This window comes from Methylobacterium sp. 285MFTsu5.1 (genome assembly GCF_000383455.1).
In the GTDB taxonomy this organism is placed as follows: Bacteria; Pseudomonadota; Alphaproteobacteria; order Rhizobiales; family Beijerinckiaceae; genus Methylobacterium.
Window position 1 is genome coordinate 350201 of record NZ_KB911271.1, and the last position, 23491, is coordinate 373691.

Sequence of the window (23491 nt, forward strand, 5' to 3'; positions counted from 1 at the left end):
ATGTTCGGGGGATCACTGACCGGTACAGCGAGCGCGGATACCGTCCGCTAATCGGCGCCCCTCTCGGACGCAGGCGGTCGAATGCCGCTCTGAGATATATCTCGCTGAAACCTCAGCAGGTTCAACTCAGAGCGGCAAGCAACTTAGGCCTTCTTTATCGTACGAGCCGTCGGCGTATCAGGAGCACCCTGTCGTCGAACCGCAGGTGTCGCACTTCAGGCAGGTGCCGTTGCGGACCAGCGTGAAGTTCGCGCATTCCGGGCAAGCCTCGCCGACATAGCCCTTCATCTTCGCCTCGGCCCGCCGGTCTGCGACGCTCCTCTCCGCCTTGGCGAAGGGGAGGGTGTCGGCGATCGTCTCGGCCTGACCGGCCACCGCAGGCTCCGCCTTCAGCGCCGTGCTGCCGCGGAGCGCGTGGACCGTGCCGCCGGCAGGCGCCGACTGGCCGGCGCTCGCCGCACCGACCCCGAGGCTGGCACCGGCCGGGCCACCCTGGATCAGGGTGAGCCGGTCAGCCGAGCCGCGCAGCAGGCCGCGGGACACGACCGAGGAGGCCGGCGCGGGCTTCGGGCCCTCGCGGGTCGTGTCGCCGCTCTCGCCGCCGCCGATCACCGTGCCGCCGATCTCGGCGGGGCTGACATGGGCGAGGTCGGCGCGGCCGAGATACGAGACCGCCAGCTCGCGGAACACGTAGTCGAGGAGCGAGGTCGCGTTCTTGATCGCGTCGTTGCCCTGCACGAAGCCGGCCGGCTCGAACCGCGTGAAGGTGAAAGCCTCCACGTATTCCTCGAGCGGCACGCCGTACTGGAGGCCGAGCGAGATCGCGATGGCGAAGTTGTTCATCAGGCTCCGGAAGGTCGCGCCCTCCTTGTGCATGTCGATGAAGATCTCGCCGAGGCGGCCGTCGTCGTACTCGCCGGTGCGCAGGTAGACCTTGTGGCCGCCCACCACCGCCTTCTGGGTGTAGCCCTTCCGGCGGGCCGGCAGCTTCTCGCGGGAGCGGATCCGCTCGACGCGCTCGATCACGCGCTCGACGATCTTCTCCGCGGCGGCGGCGGCCTTGGCGGCGGCCGGCGCCTGGATCAGGGCCTCGATCCCCTCATCGGCCTCGTCTTCGTCATCCGAGATGAGCGCCGAGTTGAGCGGCTGCGACAGCTTCGAGCCGTCGCGATAGAGGGCGTTCGCCTTGAGGGCGAGGCGCCAGGACAGCAGGTAGGCCGCCTTGCAATCCTCGACCGTGGCGTCGTTCGGCATGTTGATGGTCTTGGAGATCGCCCCCGAGATGAAGGGCTGCGCTGCCGCCATCATGCGGATGTGGCTCTCGACCGAGAGGTAGCGCTTGCCGATCCGGCCGCACGGGTTGGCGCAGTCGAAGACCGGGTAGTGCTCGAGCTTCAGGCCCGGCGCGCCCTCCAGGGTCATAGCCCCGCAGATGTGGGTGTTGGCGGCCTCGATCTCCTTCTTGGTGAAGCCGAGGAACGGCAGCAGCTCGAAGGTCGGGTCCGACAGCTTCTCCGCGGGGACCCGGAGGGTCTGCGTGAGGAAATCGTCGCCGAGCGTCCAGCGGTTGAACACGAACTTGATGTCGAAGGCCGACTTCAGGCCCTTCTCCACCGCGGCGATCTTCTCGTCCGTGAAGCCCTTGGCGCGCAGCGTCGTCGGGTTGATGCCCGGCGCCTGACCCATCGAGCCGTGGCCGACCGCGTAGGCCTCGATCTCGGCGATCTCGGATTCGCGGTAACCGAGCGCCCGCAGGGCGTCCGGAGCGGCCTGGTTGATGATCTTGAAGTAGCCGCCGCCGGCGAGCTTCTTGAACTTCACCAGGGCGAAGTCGGGCTCGATGCCGGTCGTGTCGCAATCCATCACGAGGCCGATCGTGCCGGTCGGCGCGATCACGGTGGCCTGGGCGTTGCGGTAGCCGTGCTCCTCGCCGAGCTTCAGCGCCCGGTCCCAGGCGGCGCGGGCGTGGTCGCCCAGATCCGCCTGCGGGATGTTGGCGTGGTCGAGGGCGACCGGCGCGACGTTGAGGAACTCGTAGCCACCGGCCTCGCCGTGGGCGGCCCGGCGATGATTGCGGATGACCCGCAGCATCGCGTCGGCATTTTCGTCGTAGGCCGGGAAGGTGCCGAGTTCCGCGGCCATCTCGGCCGAGGTGGCGTAGGCGACGCCGGTCATGATCGCCGTGAGCGCGCCGGCGAGCGCCCGGCCCGCGTCGGAATCGTAAGGAAGGCCCATGGTCATCAGCAGGCCGCCGATATTGGCGTAGCCGAGACCCAGCGTCCGGTAGCGGTAGGAGAGTTCCGCGATCTCCTTGGACGGGAACTGCGCCATCATCACGGAGATCTCGAGCACCACCGTCCAGAGGCGGTTGAGGTGCTCGAAGGCCTCCACGTCGAAGCGCTTGGTGTCCCGGTCATACATCGTCAGCAGGTTCGCCGAGGCGAGATTGCAGGCGGTGTCGTCGAGGAACATGTACTCGGAGCACGGGTTCGAGGCCCGGATCCGCCCGCCCGCCGGGCAGGTGTGCCAGTCGTTCATCGTGGTGTTGAAGTGCAGGCCCGGGTCCGCAGAGGCCCAGGCGGCCTCGCCGATCCGCTCCCACAGGTCGCGGGCCTTCAGAGTCTTTGTGACCTTGCCGGTGGTGCGGGCGGTCAGCTGCCAGTCGGCATCCGCCTCGACGGCGCGCAGGAAGTCGTCGGTCAGCGAGACCGAGTTGTTGGAGTTCTGGCCGGCGACCGTGAGGTAGGCCTCCGAATCCCAGTCGGTATCGTAGACGGGGAACTCGATCTTGGTGAAGCCCTGGCGGGCGAACTGCACCACGCGCTTGATGTAGGAATCCGGCACGGAGGCGCGGCGGGCGGCCTTGATCTCGCGCTTGAGCGCCGGGTTGCGCTCCGGATCGAAGCAGGCATCGCCCTCGGCCTCGCACTGCGTGCAGGCCTTCATCACCAGGGTCAGGTGCTTGGAGACGACCTTCGAGCCCGTCACCAGGGCGGCGACCTTCTGCTCCTCCTTCACCTTCCAGTCGATGAAGGCCTCGATATCCGGATGGTCGATGTCGACGATCACCATCTTGGCGGCGCGCCGCGTGGTGCCGCCCGACTTGATCGCGCCGGCCGCCCGGTCGCCGATCTTCAGGAAGCTCATCAGGCCCGAGGACTTGCCGCCGCCGCCGAGCTTCTCGTTCTCCGAGCGCAGCATCGAGAAGTTCGAGCCGGTGCCGGAGCCGTACTTGAACAGGCGCGCCTCGCGCACCCACAGGTCCATGATGCCGCCATCGTTGACGAGGTCGTCCTGGACCGACTGGATGAAGCAGGCGTGCGGCTGCGGGTGCTCGTAGGCCGAGGCCGACTTGGTCAGCACGCCGGTCTGCGGGTCGCAATAGTAGTGGCCCTGGCTCGGGCCATCGATGCCGTAGGCCCAGTGCAGGCCGGTGTTGAACCATTGCGGCGAGTTCGGCGCCACCATCTGGCGGGCCAGCATGAAGCGCAGCTCGTCCATGAAGGCCGAGGCATCCTCCTCCGACGAGAAGTAGCCGCCCTTCCAGCCCCAGTAGGTCCAGCAGCCGGCGAGCCGGTCGAAGACCTGCGTGGCGGAGGCTTCGGAGACGAAGCGCTCGTCCTCGGGGATCTCGGCCAGGGCCGCGTCGTCCGGCACCGAGCGCCAGAGGAAGGAGGGGACCGCGTTCTCCTCGACCTTGCGCAGCCGCGCCGGAACGCCCGCCTTGCGGAAGTATTTCTGCGCGAGAACGTCGCTCGCGACCTGGCTCCAGCTCTCCGGCACGTCGATGCCGTCGAGGCGGAACACGACCGAGCCGTCCGGGTTGCGGATCTCGCTCAGGGCCTTGCGGAAGGGGATCCCGGCGTAGGGCGATTGTCCGGCCGTGGTGTAGCGACGCTCGAACCGCATGAAACACACCTCTCCCGTCGGGACACGAGGGTCCCGGCCCCGCGCGACGCGGGGTCTAGCCCGATAGTGGGATTCGCGGCCGACCACGCCCGGCTGAGAGACGTGCCTCGGTCCCGCGAACGAAAATTAGGAACGGCCGCCCCTGCCCAACGCACCACTTCCGCGGGGCGCGACCGATGCAGGGAGATTACCGCCGCCTTCACTCTCACGTCAACAAGTGGTGTTCGACGGCCTTGTTCCCCGCTAGATGTTGTGCCGGCTCGCAAAAGCCTGTGGATATCGTCCCGGGCCGGGATAAGTGTCCTTCCGGCTTTCGGGAATCGGATCGGGAAAATTTTAGATTCACAACCCTAGGGAGCGGAGCCGGCGGATGGCCGGAACCGGAGGCCGAAAGCGCGGGCCGAGCGTTGCCCCGGGGCGACACTTCCGTCATGCGGCTGGACTCACACGCGCGCGGTCACCATAACGGCGCCGACGAGCGCCCTCGCGGCGCGCCACGATTCCGGGACCGGCGATGGCGCTGAAGGACACTTTGCTGCGCATCTTCACGTGGTGGAACGGCCAGACCGTCTCCGTCGCGCTCCAGACCGCGCGCACCGGCATCTTCGTCGGCGAGGACGAGTTCGGGAACAAGTACTACAAGGCGGAGGGCGCGCTGATCGACCGCTCGGTGGGCTCGGAGCGCCGCTGGGTCGTCTACAACGGCTACGCCGACGCCTCGAAGGTGCCCCCCGGCTGGCGCGGCTGGCTCTGCCACAACGTCGACGTCGCGCCGAGCGAGGAGACCTACCAGCCGAAGGCGTGGCAGAAGCCCCATATCGAGAACCAGACCGGCACCGCGAACGCGTATAGGCCGGCGGGCTCGCAGCTCTCCTGGGGCCAGCGGCCGGCCGCGACCGGCGACTACGTGTCCTGGACGCCGGGCGAGTAGAGCCGCGACCCGTCGCGGAGCCGGCGCCCTTTTGCCGCCACCGTTCCGGTGTTCATGACGGGTCAATCCCGATCGCCCGCCGCGCACCCGTTGGCGCGGCCGGTCACCCTCGTCCAGGGGTCCGAGCCTTGAGCCGCATCATCGCCCTCGCACGCCGCGCGCTCGCCCCCGGCCTCGCGCTCCTCGTCTGCGCCGGCCCCGCCGCCGCCGACAAGATCAAGAACCCGACCGCGGTGTTCTCCGGCCTCGACAAGATCACCGGCCGGATCGTCAATTTCGAGGTGGCGGTCGACGAGACCGTGCAGTTCGGCGCCCTGCAGCTCACCCCGCGGGTCTGCTACACGCGCCCGCCGACCGAGAGCGCCAAGACCACGGCGTTCCTCGAGGTCGACGAGGTCACCCTCGACAACAAGTACCGCCGGATCTTCACCGGGTGGATGTTCGCGTCGAGCCCCGGCCTGCACGCGATCGAGCACCCGATCTACGACGTGTGGCTGGTCGACTGTAAGGGCGGCAGCGACGTGATCGCCGAGGCCAAGGAGCAGGAGGACGTCCCGGCCGTGGCGGCCAAGCCCGAGAAGGCGAAGCGCCCCGGCAAGGACGCGACCAAGACCGCCCAGCAGCTCAATGCCAACGGGCAGGTGGACGTGGAGGCGCCGCGCGGCGTGCCGGTGCAGCCCCGCCAGAAGCCCTCGCGCAAGTTCTTCCCGTCGAACGAGGGGCCGGCGCCGGCCCCGCCGCCGCAGCAGCAGCCGCAGAACCTGTTCGACGCGCTGTTCCGCTGACGCCGCCCGCGGGCGGGTCGTCGCCTCAGGCGACGTTGAGCCGTCGCCCGCGATTCCACGCCAGGAACGGGACGCCGGAGAGCAGTCCGGCGAGCGCCGCGCGCGTCTGGTGGCAACCGTTCACCGACACCCGGGGCAGGGCCTGGAGGTGCGCGGCGTGCTCGGCGAAGAGGTGGCCGGGCCGCGTGGTCACGGCCGTCGCGAAGCCCATCTCCCGCGCCAGGGCGAATTCCCGCGGGCCGGCGGAGGTCGGATCCCCGACCGGGTAGGAGAGGTGCCGCACCGGCCGCCCGAGTTCCGTCTCGATCCGCGCGCGCCCCTCGGCGATCTCGCGCGCCGCGATCGCGGGAGCGTGCTTGGCGAGCATCGGATGGCTGACCGTGTGGGCGCCGACGGTGACGGACGGGTCGGCGGCGAGGTCGCGCAGTTCCGCCCAGGACAGGCACAGATCGGCGGCGAGGCGTCCGGGTGGGAAGCCGGCCTGCCGGCAGAGGGCCGCGATCCGGTCGAGGAGGTCCGCCTCGTCCCCGCGCCGCAGGTCGCGGTACAGGGCTTCGAAGGCCAGCGCCTTCTCCTGCGGGCTTCGCGCCGGAAGGTCGAGACTCCGCGCGCCGACGTCGATGCGCACCCGGTCCAGGCGCGCGATCGCCTGCTCCAGCTCGATCCACCAGAGCCGCCCGGCCTGGTCGGCGAAGCCGCTGGTGACGAACAGGGTCCACGGCGCGCCGTGGCGGGCCAGCACGGGACGGGCGTGCTCGACGTTGTCGCGGTAGCCGTCGTCGAAGGTCAGGACCGCGAAGGGCGGCCCGTAATCCGGTTCGGCCAGCCGCTCCGGCACCGAATCGAGACCGATGATCTCGAAGCCGCGGGCATCGAGCTCGCGCAGGGTCAGATCGAGGAACTCGGGGGTGATGCCGAGCAGGCGGTTCGGCGCGAAGGCCGGGACCGGGTCGGGGCTGACGTGGTGGAAAGTGAGGATCACGCCGAGGCCGCGCGCCGCGGGGCTGAGCCAGCGGTCCGCCCCGAGCGCCTGGATCGCGCGGAACCCGGACGCGAAGACCCGATGCTTGGCACGCGACGACAGCATGGCCCTGAACCGTTCGGGCCCGCGGCCCAGCTCGGCACAGCCTTGGCTCGCCCGGGTAAACAAAGCCGAAAGCATGCGTGGCCGCGGCGAAAGCAAGCTATCATTAGCCACGACTGTTCTTTGACGGACCGTCCGGCGCCGGTATCGCGCCATCATCGATCGGAGTGACGGGCTGTTCAGCCGCTTGCCGTCAGGGTTTGCGCGGCACGGGATCGCGCGCGGTCCCCGGGAGATCGGGTCATGGCGGTCGGTGTCCACGTAGCGGGAACGGACATGGTCGATTCGCGCAGCGCCGGGGGGCTCGTCGCGGAGGTCATCCCCGATCTGACCGCGGCGGAGGCGCTGTGGCGGCGCCTGGAAGCCGATCCGGCGAGCCTCGGCACGCCGTATCAGCGGTTCGACTGGATCAGCGCCTACCTGCGGGCGACGGGACTGGCCGAGCGCGCGCGCGTCGCGGTCCTGCGGGATGACGACGGACGGCCGCGCATCCTCGTCCCCTTCACCCTGAGCCGGGAGCACGGGCTGCGCCTCGCGCGCACGGTCGGCGGCACGCACGCCAACTATCACATGCCGCTCTTCGCCACCCGCGACGCGGCGGCCATCGGGCCCGGCAGCATCGTCGCCGCGCTGATCCGCGCCGGCCGCGCTGAGGGGATCGACGCCTTCGCGCTCAAGCACCAGCCCCGGATGTGGGACGGGGCAGCGAACCCGCTCGCCGCGACCGGCGAGGCGGAGGCCAGCGACGGCTACGGCCTCATGCTCGGGCCGGATCCGGAGGCGACCGTGCGCCGGGTTTTCAGCGCGGACGCCCGGAAGAAGCTGCGCTCCAAGGAGAAGCGCCTCGTGGAGGCGCACGGCGCGATCGTCTACCGCCGCGCCGAGTCCGCCGACGAGGCGGCGCGCCTGCTGGCGGCGTTCTTCGCGCAGAAATCGGCCCGCTTCGCCGGCATGGGCGTGGCCGACCCTTACGCCGATCCCGCGATCCGGTCCTTCCTGACGGCCGCGTCGACCGGCGCAGAGCCCGCCGTGGAGCTGTACGCCCTGTGTCTCGCCGAGAGCGGCCGCGTTCTCGCCACCTTCGGCGGTGCCGTCAGCGACCGACGGTTCAGCGGCATGATGACGGCGTTCGACGGCGACCCCGAGGTCGCCCGTTACAGTCCCGGCGACCTTCTCCTGCAGCATCTCGTGCGCGACCAGACCGCCCGCGGCCGGCAGGGCTTCGATCTCGGCGTCGGCGAGGCGCGCTACAAGGCCAGCATCTGCGACGAGACGATCAGCCTCGTCGAGACGATCATCCCGGTCACCCTGCGGGGCCGGGCCTACGGCGCCCTGCGCCGGGGCCTGACGCGGACGAAACGGCGGATCAAGCGCGACCCGCGCCTCTACGCCGCCCTCAAGCGGCTCCGCACCTTGCGCCGGTCCTGATCGGCGCGCGGCCTAGGCGGCGTTGAGGCGCAGCTCCGCCCGCGCCTCCTCGACATCGGACGCGGCTGGGCGATCCTGCGCGACCAGGATCTGCCCCGCGCCGGCCTCCTCGGCGAGGGCGTAGAGGTCGGCCAGCGCCGGATCCTCGGCATCGGCGTTCGACGCGATGACGACGCTGTCCATGAAGCCGGCCACGAGCTCGAGGAGGTCGACGGCCCCCGGCGCGGCGTGGAGCCGGAAGACCACCCAGTCGTAGGCCTCGGCCATGGCCTCGAAGGTCAGGGCCAGGGCATCGGGCTCGTCGAACAGGACGGTCGACTCCAGCAGCCCCGCCTCGATCCGATGCTGGCCGCCGTCCCGGCGTGCCTGGATCACGTCGAGGAACGCGGCCTCGCCGGCGATGAGGTCGGCGAAGCCGAGCCGCGCCGTGCCGTCGTTCGGCAGGTTCAGGTCGACGGCGACGAGGCTCCCCTCGCGACCGAGGGCGCGGGTCAGGGCCTCGGGCAGCGTCGGGACGCCGCGACGGGCTTCGGTCTCGACGATCAGGACGCGGCGACCCGCCTGCGCCTCCGGTGCGCGGGGCGCCGCCGCGATGCGCGCGACGAGCGGCGCGAGATCGAACGTGTCGGGGGAGCGGAGCGCCGTGGCCGCGGCGGGCGCCGCCGACGCGGCGGCAGCCGCGCCCGACGCCTCGGACCAGCGGGCGGCCGGCGTCGCCTCCGGGAAGGTGAAGGACGGTCGATCCAGCACCGGCTCGCGGCGCCGCCGATCGTCAGCCGGATCGCCGTCGCGGTCGCCGGCGGCGCGGCCGGACTCGGCCAGCAGCGCGCTGGCGATGACCCCGCCGACCGAGAGCATCAGCGTCAGCAGCGTCGCGAAGGCGACGATCGGCAGCTTCTTCGGGAAGGACGGAACCTCGGGCGTCACCGCGCGGGACACGATGCGGGCGTCAGCTGGGGTCGCGGCCTCGCCGTCGCGCGCCGCCGCCTCGCGGTAGCGGCCGAGATAGGATTCGAGCTGCTCGCGCTGCGCCTTGGCCTCGCGCTCCAGCGCGCGGAGCTGGATCTCGCTGGCGTTGCCGCGGACGACGACGTCCTGCTGGCCGTCGACGGCGGCCTGGAGGCTCTCGACCCGGGCGCCCGCGATCTTGGCGTCGTTCTCCATCGTGCGCACGACGCGCTCGGCCGAGGCCTTGATCTGGGCGTCGAGGTCCTCGAGCTGGGCGTGCAGCTCCTTGATGCGCGGGTGAGCCGGCAGGAGGGTCCGCGACTCGAGGGCGAGCTGGGCGCGCACGGAGATCCGGTTCTCGACGATCCGGCGGATGACCTCGTTGTTGGCGACGTCGGGAATCTCGAAGGCGCGCCCGTCCTTGATCAGGTCCTTGATGGCCTTCACCTTGCCGTCGAGGTCGGCCTTCAGGCTCCGCGCCGCGGAGAGCTGGCTCGACAGCTCTCCGAGCTGCTGGGCGTTGAGCGGCCGCCCGGCCAGGCCGGTGCTGCCTACGAGGCCGTTCTTGGCGCGGAACGCCTCGACCTTGGCCTCCGCCTCGGCGACGCGCTTGCGCAGCCCGTCGATGTTGCCGCCGAGCCAGGTGGAGGCGTAGCGGGCGGTGTCGACCTTATCGGCCTCCAGCGAGCCGATGTAGAGCTTGGCGATGGTGTTGGCGGCCTCGGCCGCGAGCTTCGGATCCTTCGCGCGGAACTCGATCGTCAGGATGCGCGACTTGCCGGCAGGGAAGACCAGGAGGTGGTCGAAGTAGGCGTCGAGGACCCGGTCCTCGGCGGGGCGGTCCAGGGGATTGGGACCGATGCCGAGCATCATCAGCACGCGCTGCACGGCGCCGATGCTGCCCGCGCCGGGATCGAACTCGGCGTTGCCGACGAGCTTGAGTCGGCGGATCGCCTCGCGGGCGAGATCGCGGGACATCACGACCTGCACCTGGCTCGCCACCGCCTGCTCGTCGATCGGCGCGAGCTGGTCGCCGCGCTCCTGCGCGGTGCGGGCGAAGGCCGGGTCGCGGCTCTCGAGGAGCACCTTCGCCTCGCCGGTGTAGCGGGGGCTGACCACGTTGACGAAGACGCTCGCGCCCAGGGCGACCACCAGGGTCGGCCCGACGACCCAGCCGATCGAGCGCCGCAGGATCCGCGGCAGCTGCGCGAGGCCGAGGCCTTCCTCGGCGCGCGGCTGGGATCCGGGCACGGCGTAGATCGAGCGTTGACGGATCGTGGACATGCGGACGCTCTGAACGCGGAGACAGGCCGGGCGGGCATTACTGCCGTCCCGCGGCCATTAGTGGATGTTAAGGTTGCTCAAGAGTTAAGGGCCGCGCGGGCCGGTGACGGCACCGCCTCCGTCGCGCGGTGATCAAGTTTCATTAACCTTAACGGCCTACATCACCCCGCAACTGCATCCATGACGGCGATGGTGATGAACCGGCGCGCTCTGCTCCTCGCACTCGGCTCGACTCTGGCGCTCGGCGGCTGCCTGCGGCCGAGCTTCCGCACCGACCAGCTCGATGCCACCGGCACCGGCTCGATCGCCGCGCGGTACACGCTGGCGGCGGGCGACAAGCTGCGGGTGATCGTGTTCGGCCAGGACAACCTGTCCAACATATACGCGGTCGACGGCGCGGGGCGCATCGCCATGCCGCTGATCGGGACCGTGCAGGTGGGCGGTCAGACGACCGCGCAGGCGGCCAAGGCGATCGAGGCCAAGCTGGCCTCCGGATACGTGCGCGAGCCGCACGTCACCGTGGAGGTGGACGCCTACCGACCGTTCTACATCCTCGGCGAAGTCACCACCTCCGGTCAGTACCCGTTCGTCAACGGCATGACCGTGGAGACGGCGGTGGCGATCGCGGCCGGTTTCGGCCCCCGGGCAGCGCGCGATTACGCCGTCCTGACCCGCGACGCCGGCGGCTCGCTGATCTCCGGGATCGTGCCGATGACCTACGCGGTCCGGCCGGGCGACACGATCGTCATCAAGGAACGCTTCTTCTGAGCGGCGCCGCGCCGGTCACTGCCCGCCCTGCCACGGGTTGATCACCCGCATGGCGGTCTTCTGCGCTGGGATCGGCGTCGCCACCTCGGGCATCGGCTGCCGGGCACGGGCCATCATCCGCCGCGCCTCCTGCGCGGGCACGGCGCCGACCGGCGTGAACAGCCCGGCCAGGACCTTCCGCGTGCCCCGGCTCACGAAGCGCGAGTTCTGGACCGGCTCGAAATCCCGGATCGCGTGGCGCTTGTCGGGATTCCCGGTGAACACCCGGGCGCCGGAATTCAGCACCACGATGTCGCCCGGCCGCAGCGTCTCGTCCTTGAGCAGCGCCGCCGTCGCGCCGCCCTTCATGTCGATGGGGGTCTGGCGCTCGCTGATCTCCCGCTCCTTGACGCGGATCTTGAGCGGGAGCGCCGCGTAGCGGGTCTGGAAGCGGCGGCGCGCCGCCCCGAGCCGCGGGGTCGCGTGGCGGCCGAAGGCGCGGCCGTCGAAGGCGGGGGCTGGGGTAGAAGCCGGCTGGGCCTGCTGCGGGGCCGGCCGGGCGCCGAACAGCATCTCGAGGAATCCGACCTCCGCGGCCTGGGCGCGCATCGCCGTCCCGGCGAGGAGACCGCCGGCCGCCATGACGGCCAGCAAGCTGCTCGTGCGAAGCCTCATAGCACCCTCCGGAAGCGACGCCCGACGCGAGCATCCGACCCTCAACCGCAAGGCGTACTGGAGGGTTCCGGATGATTTAGAGTCTGCTTAGGAATGCCCCGCGGCGACCCGCCGGCGCGGGATTCGACGTCCCCGCGGTCAGGAGCCCGGCGCGCCCGAGCGCGCAGGGACGCGGTCTAGCCCGGCGCCGATTGCTCGCCCTCGCCGATGCAGTCGAGGGCGCGCTCCACGGCGCTCACGGCATCCAAGAGGTGCTGGACGGTGCGCTCGACCTCAATCGCCGGACGCCCCATCGCGGCGGCGCGGGCGCTCACATCCTCGAGCTGCTCCAGCAGGGCGAGGAGATCACCGGCCACGGTCACAACTTCGCAGCGAGCGAGGCGGGTGACGGTCGGGCGCGGACGGAAGGGCAAGACGTTGCTCATCGCGGAGGGTTGTCGCCCGAAACGACCGGGATTCGCCAGGGGGAGGGGGCCGAACTCAACACGATTGGCCGGCCCTATCCGCCGCAATCCGGGTCTGTGGTGGATTTTCCGTGGCCGGCGCGCATCGGAGGCGGCAGAACGGATTTACATCTTGCGCGCGACCTTGACGGAGGCGCCTCCGCGCTGACCATGCCGCGAGACGTCCCGTGAGGGCCGCTCCGGCCGTGGCCGGTCGCGGGCCGGCCACGGCCCGCTTTCAGGATACGCGATGCGCTTGACCCTTCTCGCCCTCTCCGCGCTGACGCTCGGCGGCCTCTGCGCCTGCAGCACCAGCGACGGCCCGGATTCCCGCAGCGGCCTCGCCGAGACCTTCAACCTCGACAACTACCGGGCCTCGGGCAACACCAACGGCACCCAGACCCGCCGCGACGTGAACCGCGCCTACACCCAGCCGACGCTGCCGACGATCGGCAACCGCGGGATGTGAGGCGCGCGCGGCGCGTCACCGCTTGGTGAGTGCGTCCGCGAAGGTGGCGATCCGGTTGCGGGCGTAGACCGGCAGGCCGGCGCTGATCGAGTTGCCGGTGTTGAAGCTGGAATTGCCCATCAGCACCTGCGCGGGCAGCAGATTCTTGAGTACCGGCACGCGGGCGTACTCGGCCTTGCGGTCGAGGACGTCGCCCTTGATCGCCAGCGCCATATAGGTGGTGACCACCGTCTTGGTCGGGTCGTTCGGCATCGGCTGGAACACGGCCAGGAACTTGCCGAAGCGCAGGATCTGGTTGACCCAGAAGATCGTCTGCTCGAGGCCGCCGGTCACCGCGGTGTCGATCTTGGTCAGCGCCTTGAGACGGTCGCCCTGGTCCGGCCCGAGCACCCGCAGCTCGCTCTGGAACGAGACGAACTCGGCGATCTTCTTGGTCGAGCCTTCCTCGAGCTTGTTGGCGAGCTTCACGCCGAGCGGCAGCTTGCCCTCGAGGTCGTAGCGCGACTCGATGCAGGCGCCGGCGCCCTCGCACCACGGACGGTCGGGACGCTTGGCGAAGGCGGCGGCCGGGTCCTTGTTGGGCGTCACGTCGGCGACCGCCAGGGTGCGGTGCTTGATCGCCGGATCCATCTTCTGCACGAAGGCGAGGTTGGCGAAGGCCTGGAGGTCGATCGCCTCGGGCGGCCGTGAGACGACGAAGCGCCCCTCGGCGACGTAGACCTTCAGGGTCTCGTGCCGCGGCTTGGTCACGCCGTTCACCGTGACCGTGTAGTCCGGCTCCTTGTAGCCGGGATACGGGGCGAGCGCCGCCGCCTCGGCCGGCCGCGCCTTCAGCCAGTCGAGGTACGGGATCAGGCCGTTCTCCGGCGCCGATGGGTTGTCGCGATGGTCGGTGAACAGGATCTGGCCGGGCTTGATCGCGGCCGGATCGACGGCCGTGACCGAGGGCACCTCCTTGATCCGCTCGGGCCCCGGCGCCGGGGCGGTGTTGGCGGCGGGCGTCTGGGCGCGTGCCGGGAGGGCCGGGAGCGCGGCCGTGAGGGCGGCCGCCAGGGCCGCGGGAAGCTGCTGGCGCAACGGGATTCTCGTCTGTCGGGGAGGGCTGTCAGTAACCGGGGTCTTCGCCGAACAGGTAGTCGGGATCGCGGCGGCGCGGGCGGCGCGCGTCGTCGTCCCCGCCGAAGGGCGAGCGATTCGTCTGGCCCGGCCAGGGCTTGTAGGGATCCTGACCGTAGAGATCCACGTCGCCCTGCGCGCGGCGGCTGCGCGGCGCGGGACGCTCGCCGAACGGGTCGAGGAAGTCGGATCGCGGCCGCTCGCCGGTCATGTTGCCGTAGTAGTCGCCCGCGACGCTCGCGCCGTCGTCGCCGGCGAGGTCGCCGTCCTGCGCGTCGGGCCGCATGGCGTAGAGCGTCTCGCGCGGCACGAGGCGGTACTGAGTGTCCGCCATGCGCCCGTCGCCGCTGGTGCGGAAATGCTCGAGGAAGCCGCCGCCGGCGATCCGCACGCCGCTGCGCGGGTCGATCGGCAGGTCGGCGATGAACGGGCGCGCCTCGGGGGAGGGGCCCCGCAGCGGCGTCTTGGCGACACCGTTCGCCCAGGCCGCCTGCAGGATCGCCGAGGCGATCGGCACCGAGACGTGGCCGCCGGTCTGGCCGCGGCCGAGCGTCTTGCGGGTGCCGTCGGCGTTGTCGTAGCCGACCCAGACAACCACGCTGATCTCATTGGTCAGTCCGGCGAACCACGCGTCGTTCTCGTTCTCCGAGGTGCCGGTCTTGCCGGCCACGTAGGCCGAGACCTTCGCGAGCGCCGCGGCCGTGCCGTGCTGCGTCACGCCCTGCAGCATGGTCTTCAGCTGGTAGAAGGCCACGCGGTCCGCCGAGGCGATCCGCACCGGCTCCTTGGCGGCGTGCGTGTAGAGCGGCTTGCCGTCCCGCTCGACCGATTCGAGCGCGTAGGGCGCCGGGCGGGCGCCCTCGTTGGCCACCGCCGCGTAGAAGCCCGCGAGGTCGAGCATCCGCACCGGCTGCGCGCCGAGGACGAAGGGGTAGTAGGGCTCGCACTCGGCGTAGATCTGCGCCTCGAGGGCGATGTCGCAGACCCGCTTCAGGCTCGCCGGCGCCTTCGGGGCGATCCCGCCCTGGAGGAGCCGGGCGGTGACGAGGTTCTTGGAGAATTCCAGGCCGCGCCGCAGGGTCGTCGGCCCCGAGCCGCCGCCCTCGTAGTTCTTCGGCGACCAGGAATCGCCGGCCCCGCCGATCGGCGGCAGGGTCACGGCGGAATCCATCACCAGGGTGTTCGGCTGCAGGCCGGCGTTGAGCGCGGCGAGGTAGGTCAGCGGCTTCAGCGTCGAGCCGGGCTGGCGCACCGTCTGGGTGACCCGGTTGAGCTGGCTCAGCGGGTAGGAGAAGCCGCCGGCCATCGCGAGGATCCGGCCGGTCTGGTTCTCCAGCACCAGGGCCGCGCCCTGGACGGTCGGCCGGACCCGGAGCTGCGCGCGCGGGCCGCCCTTGCCGGCGCTGACCTTCACGCGGATCACGTCGTAGGGCTGCAGCTTGCCGCGGGCGATGCCGGGGTCGAGGGAGGCGGTGCGGCCATCGGCGAGGCCGACCTTCACGCCGCCGCGGCCGGTCTCCAGCACCACCGCCATCGGCCAGTGAACGTCGTAGAGGACCGGGCGGGCGCTCTCGAGCGCCAGCAGCCACGCCGGCTTCTTCTGCGGCACGGCCGCGACCCTCTCGCCGCGGCGCGGCTTCGCGGCCGGCCCGGCCTCCGGCCTGGCGTCGGATTTCGCGGCCTCCGGCCGCGCGCCGGTGACGGCGGGCGCGGCCGAGGCGGAGCCCTCCGGGGCCGGCGTCGCCGCCTGGATCCGCCGGACGCTGTCGACGAGGTTGAGTTCCGGCCCCGTGAAGGCCTGACGGCCGGTGCCGCGCTCGTAATTGGCGAGGCCGTCCTGCAGGGCGTCCTCGACGGCGCGCTGCAGTCCCGCGTTGATCGTCGAACGGACGGTCAGCGAGCCGGAGGTCAGCGAATCCACGCCCGCGAAGGTCCGGGCCTCGCGATTGAGGAAATCCACGACGTAGAAGCCGGAATCGCGCCGCGCGGTCTCGATCGGCTTCAGACCGAGATCGGACTTGATCGCCGCGCTCATCTCGGCCTCGGTGATCGTCCCCTCTTCCTTGAGGCGGGCGAGCACGTAGGCGCGCCGCTCCCGCGCGCGGTCGGGGTACTTGTCCGGGCTGTAGAAGTTCGGCCCCTTGGGCATGCCGGCGAGGAGCGCCGCTTCCGGCAGGGTCAGCTGCCCCACCGGCTTCCCGAAATAGCTCTGCGCGGCCATCTCGATACCGTAGGCGCCGCGGCCGAGATAGATGCCGTTGAGGTAGAGCCCCAGGATCTGCGGCTTCGTCAGGATGCGCTCCAGCCGCGACGCGACGATCATCTCGCGGATCTTGCGCTCGTAGGTGACGTCGTCGCCGACCGAGAGGTTCTTGACCACCTGCTGGGTGATGGTCGAGCCGCCCGCCGGCCGCCCCGGCGAGGCGAGGTTGGCGATGAAGGCGCGGATCACCCCGCGCTCGTCGATGCCGTGATGGGTCTCGAAGCGCTTGTCCTCGGCGGCGATGAAGGCCTTCTGGACGAGGTTCGGGACCGCCGTGATCGGCACCACGATGCGGCGGCCGTTCGGCTCCGACGCCTCGGCGAAGGGCTTGCCGGCGCCGTCGAGGATCCGGGTCATCCCCGGCAGGGCCTTGTCGCGCAGGGCCTCGGCGCTGGGCAGATCCTTGGTGGCGTTGTCGTAGAACTCGATCACCGCCTTCGCGTCGAAGGGCGAGTTCGCGGGGTTCTCGCCCTTGCAGAACTGCTTGTAGCTCGTGTTCAGCTCGGTCAGGTCGAGACCGTGCAGGATCTTCGGCGCGGCCGGACCGGCGACCGTGGACGGATCCTCCATCGCGGTGGTGATCAACTCGTCGAGATTGATGTCCTCGATGTCGAAGGCCTTGCGCATGTGGGCGCAGCCGTCGCGCAGCAGGCGCACCACCTCCGGGCCGTCCGTCGCGGGATCGAACTGCGTCCGGACCGCGTCCGGCCGTGTCGTGACCTGGCTGAGCGTCAGGGCGGTCGCGAACAGCTTGATCAGGATGGCGTTCATACGGGCCGGATTCGGGGGACGCGACGGGGCGAGCGCGGACCTTTCGGAAGCGCGCCTGAACAGGGCGTGCACAACGCGGCTGATTTAAGGAGACGCCGCACGGCAACGCTTTGGCCGGCTCCCACGTTCGTGAGGCGAGACGATGCCGGGGGGCCCATGATCAACGACCTGTGGTATAAGAACGCGATCATCTACTGCTTGTCCGTCGGCACGTTCATGGACGCCAACGGCGACGGCATCGGCGACTTCGCCGGGCTTGAACGCCGGCTGGACTACATCCAGGGCCTGGGCGCCACCGCGGTCTGGCTGATGCCGTTCCAGCCCTCGCCCAAGAAGGACGGCGGCTACGACATCGCCGACTATTACGGCGTCGATCCGGATTACGGCTCGCTCGGGGACTTCGTCGCCTTCACGCACGCCGCCAAGCAGCGGGGCCTGCGTGTCCTCATCGACCTCGTCGTCAACCACACCTCGGACCAGCACCCGTGGTTCCAGTCGGCCCGGTCCGACCCCAAATCGCCCTACCGCGACTGGTACGTCTGGTCGAAGGAGCGCCCCGCGAGCGCTGACGAGGGCATGGTCTTCCCGGGCGTGCAAGAGACGACCTGGACCTACGACACGAAGGCCAAGGCCTGGTACTTCCACCGCTTCTTCAACTTCCAGCCCGATCTCAACACCGCCAATCCGGAGGTGCTGGCCGAGATCCTGAAGATCATGGGCTTCTGGATACAGCTCGGCGTCTCCGGCTTCCGCATGGACGCGGTGCCGTTCGTCATCGCCGAGAAGGGCGCCGATGTCGGCGGCAAGCCCCGCGAGCAGTTCGAGATGCTGCGCGACCTGCGCGAGTTCCTGCAGTGGCGCCAGGGCGACGCGATCATCCTGGCCGAGGCCAACATCCTGCCGAAGCAGGACCTCGACTATTTCGGCGACGACGCCGACCGCATGCACATGATGTTCAACTTCCAGGTCAATCAGGCGACCTTCTACGCCCTGGCGGCCCACGATGCGCGGCCCCTCGTCAAGGCGATCGAGCGGACGAAGCCGCGCCCGCTCTCCTGCCAGTGGGGCATCTTCCTGCGGAACCACGACGAGCTCGATCTGGGACGCCTCACCGACAAGCAGCGCCAGAGCGTGTTCGACGCCTTCGGACCCGAGAAGGGGATGCAGCTCTACGACCGCGGCATCCGCCGCCGCTTCGCGCCGATGCTGGCCGGCGATCCCCGCCGGATCCGCCTCGCCTACTCGCTGATGTTCACCCTCCCGGGAACGCCGGTGCTGCGCTACGGCGACGAGATCGGCATGGGCGACGAGCTGGCTCTGCCGGAGCGCGACTGCGCCCGCACGCCGATGCAGTGGACGAGCGAGCACCAGGGCGGCTTCTCGACGGCCCGGCGCACCGTCCTGCCCCTGATCGACCACGGCCCCTACGGCTACGCGCACGTGAACGTCGCCGACCAGCGCCACGAGGAGGGCTCGCTGCTCAACTGGATGCAGAGCATGATCCGGCAGCGCAAAGAGGCGCCGGAGATCGGCTGGGGCGACGTCGTTGCGATGGAGACCGGGCGCCCGTCGGTCCTGGCGCTGCGCTACGCGTGGCGCGGCAATGCCATCCTGTGCGTCCACAACCTGGCGCCGGAGCCCGTGGAGGTCGCGATGGCGTCGGGATCCGAGGATCGCGAGCACGACATCCTCGTCGACCTGCTCACCGGCGCCCGCAGCGAAGTGAAGGACGACGGCCGCCACTGCCTGTTCCTGGAGGGATACGGCTACCACTGGTTCCGCGTCGGCGGGCTCGACGCGCTGCTGAAGCGGCGGCCGACGTGAGGAATACCGGGGCCCGGCTCGCCCTCGGCCGGCCGACACGGTAGGACAGGCCGGAGCGAGGTGGGACATGGCCCGGACGAAGCATCATCCCCCGGACGCGACGATCGCGGACGTCCTGCCGGATCTCGCCGACGGCGAGGCCTACCTGCGCCAGGTCCTGAGCACCATGCGGATGTGCCAGAAGCATCACGGCGACGCCTGGGTGCGGATCGGCGTGACCGGCCGTTCCCCGACGCCGTCCTACCGGATCGACCGGCCGGACGAGACGGCGCCCGGCGACGGTGCCGTCGAGGCGGGCAGAGCCCTGTTCGGCGCCTATGGCGGGCGGTCCCACGACCGGTTCACCCAGGTCAACGCCGCGGAGACCCGCTGGAGCTCGCGGTCGCTCGGCATGGCCGAGATGCTGGCGCTTCACGACAGCCTGCGCCGCCCCAGGGGCGACGCGGCCTGAGCGTGCCGCGCAGGGTGCCGCGCAGGGTGCCGCCCACCGGCGTTCTACGCTAAACTGGGGCGGAGGGCGTCCGGAGCGGCGCCACCAACACGCGGGACGACATGCCAGGTACGCCACGCGCCGGGATCATCCCGGTCACGCCCTTCCAGCAGAATTGCACCCTGATCTGGGATGACGCCACCAAGGTCGGCGCCGTCGTCGATCCCGGCGGCGACCTCGACCGTATCGAGGCGGCGATCCGCGAGCAGGGCGTCACCGTCGAGAAGATCCTGCTGACCCACGGGCACGTCGACCACGCCGCCGGCGCCGACGAGCTGCGCGAGCGCCTCGGCGTGCCGATCGAGGGCCCGCATCAGGCCGACAAGTTCCTGCTCGATTCCCTGCCCGAGACGGCGGCCAATTACGGCCTCGGCGCCGCCCGGCCCGTCACGCCTGACCGGTGGCTCGACGAGGGCGACGCCGTGACGGTCGGCGGGCTCGGCTTCGACATCCTCCACTGCCCCGGCCACTCGCCCGGCAGCGTCGTGTTCGTGAGCCGGGACGCGCGCTTCGCCCTCGTCGGCGACGTGGTGTTCAAGGGCTCGGTCGGCCGCACCGACCTGCCCGGCGGCAACCACGAGCAGCTCATCCGCGCCATCAAGGACAAGGTCCTGCCGCTGGGCGACGACGTCGCCTTCATCCCCGGCCACGGACCGACCAGCACTCTCGGCGCGGAGCGCGTGTCCAACCCCTTCCTGCAGGATTGACGCGCATGGACAGGCGCCGCATCGGCCGCTCCGACCTGACGGTCGCGCCGTTCTGCCTCGGCGGCAACGTCTTCGGCTGGACGGCCGACGAGGCCGCGTCCTTCGCGATCCTCGACCGGTTCGTGGAGAGCGGCTTCGACTTCATCGACACCGCCGACGTCTACTCGCGCTGGGCCCCGGGCCACGTCGGCGGGGAATCCGAGACGGTGATCGGCAAGTGGCTCGCGGCCCGACCGGGCGCGCGTGACCGGATCGTCCTGGCGACCAAGGTCGGCATGGACCTGGGCGAGGCCGGCCAGGGCCTCTCGGCAGCCCATATCGAGCGGGCCTGCGAGGCCTCGCTGCGGCGCCTCGGGGTCGACCGGATCGACCTGTACCAGTCGCATCTCGACGACGCGGCGGTGCCCCTCGAGGAGACCCTGAGGGCGCACGAGCGCCTGATCGCGGCCGGCAAGGTCCGGGCGATCGGCGCCTCGAACTACACCGCGGCCCGGCTCGCGGAGGCGCTGGCGGTCTCGGCCTCCGCGGACCTGCCGCGCTACGAGTGCTTGCAGCCCGATTACAGCCTCGCCCAGCGCGGCTACGAGGCCGAGCTTGAGCCGCTCTGCCGGGCCGAGCAGATCGGCGTGATCGGCTACTTCTCCCTGGCGGCCGGCTTCCTGACCGGCAAGTACCGAAGTGCCGACGACGCGGCGGGACGCCCGCGGGAGAACCGGGTCGCCAAGTACCTGAACCCCCGCGGCCTCGCGCTGCTCGACGTCCTCGATTCGGTCGCGCAGGCCCACGGCGCGAGTCCGGCCCAGGTCGCGCTCGCCTGGATCATCGCCCGCCCCGGCATCACCGCGCCCATCGCGAGCGCGACCTCCGTGGCGCAGCTCGACGAGCTGCTCGGCGCCGTCCGGCTGACGCTCGCACCCGGGGCGATCGACCGCCTGGATGCGGCGAGCGCGGGCGGCATCGAGGGCTAACGCAGCGTTAAGCGACGGGCGTCACAAAAGCGACGGGACGGGCCCGCCGCGGACCCGTAAAATCGTGCAATCTCAACGCGGAACCCCTATATCAGGCGGACCAAGCGAGAGTTCAGGCGCGGGCGCCCGAGGGCGCATCTGCCACCGACGCGATCAGGCCCGCCTGCCGAGGAAGTTCATGGCCGACACCCCCCAGACCGAGCCCGCCGATTACGGCGCGGAATCCATCCGCGTGCTGAAGGGCCTCGACGCCGTCCGCAAGCGGCCCGGCATGTATATCGGCGACACCGACGACGGCTCCGGCCTCCACCACATGGTGTACGAGGTCGTGGACAACGCCATCGACGAGGCCCTGGCCGGCCACGCCGACCTCGTCACCGTGACGCTCAACGCCGACGGTTCCTGCACGGTCTCCGACAATGGGCGCGGCATCCCGGTGGACATCCACAAGGAGGAGGGCGTCTCGGCGGCCGAGGTCATCATGACCCAGCTGCATGCCGGCGGTAAGTTCGACCAGAACTCCTACAAGGTCTCCGGCGGCCTGCACGGCGTGGGCGTCTCGGTGGTGAACGCCCTGTCGTCGTGGCTGCGCCTGCGCATCTGGCGCAACGACAAGGAGCACGCGATGGAGTTCCGCCACGGCGACGCCGTGGCACCCCTGGAGATCATCGGGCCCGGGAACGGAAGGCGCGGCACGGAAGTCACCTTCCTGCCGTCGACCGACACCTTCACGATGATCGAGTTCGACTACGGCACGCTGGAGAAGCGCCTGCGCGAGCTCGCCTTCCTCAATTCCGGCGTCCGCATCGTCCTGACCGATGCCCGCCACGCCGAGAAGAAGCGCGAGGAGCTGTACTACGAGGGCGGCATCGAGGCCTTCGTCCGGTATCTCGACCGCTCCCGCAAGCCGATCGACGGGATGACGAGTCCCGTCGTCGTCAGCTCCGAGCGCGATGGAATTCGCGTCGAGGTCGCGTTCTGGTGGAACGACTCGTTCAACGAGACGGTCCTGCCCTTCACCAACAACATCCCGCAGCGCGACGGCGGCACGCACATGGCCGGCTTCCGGGCGGCCCTGACCCGGCAGGTCACCGGCTACGCCGAGTCGTCGGGCATCGCCAAGAAGGAGAAGGTCTCGCTCACCGGCGAGGATTGCCGCGAGGGGCTCACCGCGGTCATCTCGGTGCAGGTGCCGGACCCCAAATTCTCGTCGCAGACCAAGGACAAGCTCGTCTCGTCCGAGGTGCGCCCGGCCGTGGAGAACGTGCTCAACGAGGGCCTGTCCACGTGGCTCGAGGAGAATCCGAGCCAGGCGCGGTCGGTGATGGGCAAGGTGGTGCTGGCGGCCTCCGCCCGCGAGGCCGCCCGCAAGGCGCGCGAGACCGTGACCCGCAAGGGCGCGCTCGACATCGCCTCGCTGCCCGGCAAGCTCGCCGACTGCCAGGAGCGCGACCCGACCAAGTGCGAGATCCTGCTGGTGGAGGGCGATTCCGCCGGCGGCTCGGCCAAGCAGGGCCGCGACCGGACCTTCCAGGCCGTGCTGCCCCTGCGCGGCAAGATCCTCAACGTCGAGCGCGTGCGCGCGGACCGGATGCTGTCCTCCGCGGAGATCGGCACCCTGATCACGGCGCTGGGCGCCGGGATCGGGCGCTCCTCCACGGACCGGGAGGGCTTCAACCCGGAGAAGTTGCGCTACCACCGCATCATCATCATGACCGACGCGGACGTGGACGGCTCGCACATCCGCACTCTGCTGCTCACCTTCTTCTTCCGGCAGATGCCGGAGCTGATCGAGCGCGGCCACCTCTACATCGCGCAGCCGCCGCTCTACAAAGCCGAGCGCGGGCGCCGGGCGATCTACCTGAAGGACGAGCGCGCCCTCGAGGATTACCTGATCGACCAGGGCACCGACGGCGCAATCCTGCGACTCTCCACCGGCGCGGAATTCGCCGGGGCGCAGCTCAAGAGCCTCGTCGAGGAGGCCCGGACGTTCCGGAGCATCCTGCAGGGCCTGCACACGCGCTACGACCGCTCCGTGGTCGAGCAGGCGGTGCTGGCCGGCGCCTTCGATGCCGAGGCGGCGTCGCGGGCGGGTGAGGCCGAGGTCCTGGCCGACATGACCGCCCGCCGGCTCGACGCGATCGCCGACGAGATCGAGCGGGGCTGGCAGGGCGAGTCGTTCGAGGGCGGCTATCGCCTCAGCCGGACGCTCCGGGGCGTTCGCCAGGTCTCGACCCTCGACGCCGGCCTGATCACCTCGCAGGAGGCCCGGCGCCTCTCCGAGCGGGCCGATGCCTTCCGGGAGATCTACGGCGAGCCGGCCACGCTGATGCGGAAGTCCGACGAGACGGTTCTGCACGGGCCCGTAGCGCTCTTCGAGGCCGTGATGGCCTTCGGCCGCAAGGGCCTTCAGCTCCAGCGGTACAAGGGCCTCGGCGAGATGACCGCCCAGCAGCTCTGGGAGACCACGCTCGACCGCGACGTCCGCTCACTGCTGCAGGTCAAGGTCAAGGACGTCACCGATGCCGACGACCTGTTCGTGAAGCTGATGGGCGACGTGGTCGAGCCCCGGCGCGAGTTCATCCAGGAGAACGCGCTGAGCGTCGCGAACCTGGACGTGTGACGCATACCGCTGCGGGCCGCGCGCCC

At 70.5% G+C, this 23491-nt stretch carries 17 protein-coding genes; 10 read left to right on the forward strand and 7 right to left on the reverse strand.

The window, feature by feature from the left end:
- Positions 1 to 177: 177 nt before the first annotated feature.
- Positions 178 to 3909, reverse strand: a complete 3732-nt coding sequence (locus H288_RS0105900; protein ID WP_020091665.1) for a vitamin B12-dependent ribonucleotide reductase — start codon at positions 3907 to 3909, stop codon at positions 178 to 180.
- 514 nt (positions 3910 to 4423) lie between these two features.
- Here H288_RS0105900 and H288_RS0105905 point away from each other — a divergent pair.
- Both H288_RS0105905 and H288_RS0105910 read left to right on the forward strand, forming a co-directional pair.
- The gene (locus tag H288_RS0105905) at positions 4424 to 4840 is read left to right on the forward strand and encodes an NADH:ubiquinone oxidoreductase subunit NDUFA12 (RefSeq protein ID WP_020091666.1); all 417 of its coding nucleotides are present in this window, start codon (positions 4424 to 4426) and stop codon (positions 4838 to 4840) included.
- 128 nt (positions 4841 to 4968) lie between these two features.
- The gene (locus H288_RS0105910) at positions 4969 to 5625 is read left to right on the forward strand and encodes a DUF2155 domain-containing protein (RefSeq protein ID WP_020091667.1); all 657 of its coding nucleotides are present in this window, start codon (positions 4969 to 4971) and stop codon (positions 5623 to 5625) included.
- 25 nt (positions 5626 to 5650) lie between these two features.
- Here the strand turns inward: H288_RS0105910 and H288_RS0105915 are convergent, their stop codons facing one another.
- On the reverse strand, positions 5651 to 6712 hold the full coding sequence (locus H288_RS0105915; protein WP_020091668.1) for a polysaccharide deacetylase family protein: 1062 nt from the start codon (positions 6710 to 6712) through the stop codon (positions 5651 to 5653).
- A 240-nt stretch (positions 6713 to 6952) separates the two neighbouring features.
- On the opposite strand from H288_RS0105915, the gene H288_RS0105920 reads away from it, so the two are divergent.
- Entirely contained in the window at positions 6953 to 8137 is a 1185-nt protein-coding gene (locus tag H288_RS0105920) for a GNAT family N-acetyltransferase (RefSeq protein WP_026604711.1), read from the forward strand.
- Positions 8138 to 8149: 12 nt separating this feature from the next.
- Here H288_RS0105920 and H288_RS0105925 read toward each other — a convergent pair whose 3' ends face one another.
- Positions 8150 to 10369: an exopolysaccharide transport family protein gene (locus tag H288_RS0105925; protein ID WP_020091670.1), complete on the reverse strand. Its 2220-nt coding sequence runs from the start codon at positions 10367 to 10369 to the stop codon at positions 8150 to 8152.
- A 189-nt stretch (positions 10370 to 10558) separates the two neighbouring features.
- Here H288_RS0105925 and H288_RS0105930 point away from each other — a divergent pair, with 189 nt between their 5' ends.
- Positions 10559 to 11137: a polysaccharide biosynthesis/export family protein gene (locus tag H288_RS0105930; RefSeq protein WP_020091671.1), complete on the forward strand. Its 579-nt coding sequence runs from the start codon at positions 10559 to 10561 to the stop codon at positions 11135 to 11137.
- A 15-nt stretch (positions 11138 to 11152) separates the two neighbouring features.
- Here H288_RS0105930 and H288_RS0105935 read toward each other — a convergent pair whose 3' ends face one another.
- Both H288_RS0105935 and H288_RS0105940 read right to left on the reverse strand, forming a co-directional pair.
- Positions 11153 to 11791 carry a hypothetical protein gene (locus tag H288_RS0105935; RefSeq protein ID WP_026604712.1) on the reverse strand — a complete coding sequence of 213 codons (639 nt, stop codon included), beginning with the start codon at positions 11789 to 11791 and terminating at the stop codon, positions 11153 to 11155.
- Between the two features lie 176 nt (positions 11792 to 11967).
- On the reverse strand, positions 11968 to 12216 hold the full coding sequence (locus tag H288_RS0105940; protein WP_012317333.1) for a hypothetical protein: 249 nt from the start codon (positions 12214 to 12216) through the stop codon (positions 11968 to 11970).
- A 268-nt stretch (positions 12217 to 12484) separates the two neighbouring features.
- On the opposite strand from H288_RS0105940, the gene H288_RS0105945 reads away from it, so the two are divergent.
- Positions 12485 to 12703 (forward strand): hypothetical protein, encoded by a 219-nt coding sequence (locus H288_RS0105945; RefSeq protein WP_020091673.1) that lies wholly within the window; start codon positions 12485 to 12487, stop codon positions 12701 to 12703.
- Positions 12704 to 12718: 15 nt separating this feature from the next.
- On the opposite strand, the gene H288_RS0105950 is transcribed toward H288_RS0105945, so the two are convergent.
- Both H288_RS0105950 and H288_RS0105955 read right to left on the reverse strand, forming a co-directional pair.
- Positions 12719 to 13780 carry a hypothetical protein gene (locus H288_RS0105950; RefSeq protein ID WP_020091674.1) on the reverse strand — a complete coding sequence of 354 codons (1062 nt, stop codon included), beginning with the start codon at positions 13778 to 13780 and terminating at the stop codon, positions 12719 to 12721.
- 28 nt (positions 13781 to 13808) lie between these two features.
- Positions 13809 to 16853, reverse strand: coding sequence for a transglycosylase domain-containing protein (locus H288_RS0105955; protein ID WP_020091675.1), 3045 nt, complete (start codon positions 16851 to 16853; stop codon positions 13809 to 13811).
- A 156-nt stretch (positions 16854 to 17009) separates the two neighbouring features.
- On the opposite strand from H288_RS0105955, the gene H288_RS0105960 reads away from it, so the two are divergent.
- The 5 genes from H288_RS0105960 (at position 17010) to gyrB (ending at position 23465) form a co-directional block, all read left to right on the forward strand.
- Positions 17010 to 18677, forward strand: coding sequence for an alpha-amylase family protein (locus tag H288_RS0105960; protein WP_020091676.1), 1668 nt, complete (start codon positions 17010 to 17012; stop codon positions 18675 to 18677).
- 67 nt (positions 18678 to 18744) lie between these two features.
- Positions 18745 to 19128, forward strand: coding sequence for a hypothetical protein (locus H288_RS0105965; RefSeq protein ID WP_020091677.1), 384 nt, complete (start codon positions 18745 to 18747; stop codon positions 19126 to 19128).
- Positions 19129 to 19229: 101 nt separating this feature from the next.
- Positions 19230 to 19874, forward strand: coding sequence for an MBL fold metallo-hydrolase (locus H288_RS0105970; RefSeq protein WP_020091678.1), 645 nt, complete (start codon positions 19230 to 19232; stop codon positions 19872 to 19874).
- Between the two features lie 5 nt (positions 19875 to 19879).
- Entirely contained in the window at positions 19880 to 20842 is a 963-nt protein-coding gene (locus H288_RS0105975) for an aldo/keto reductase (protein ID WP_020091679.1), read from the forward strand.
- Between the two features lie 178 nt (positions 20843 to 21020).
- Positions 21021 to 23465 carry a DNA topoisomerase (ATP-hydrolyzing) subunit B gene (gene gyrB, locus H288_RS0105980; RefSeq protein WP_020091680.1) on the forward strand — a complete coding sequence of 815 codons (2445 nt, stop codon included), beginning with the start codon at positions 21021 to 21023 and terminating at the stop codon, positions 23463 to 23465.
- Positions 23466 to 23491: the final 26 nt, after the last annotated feature.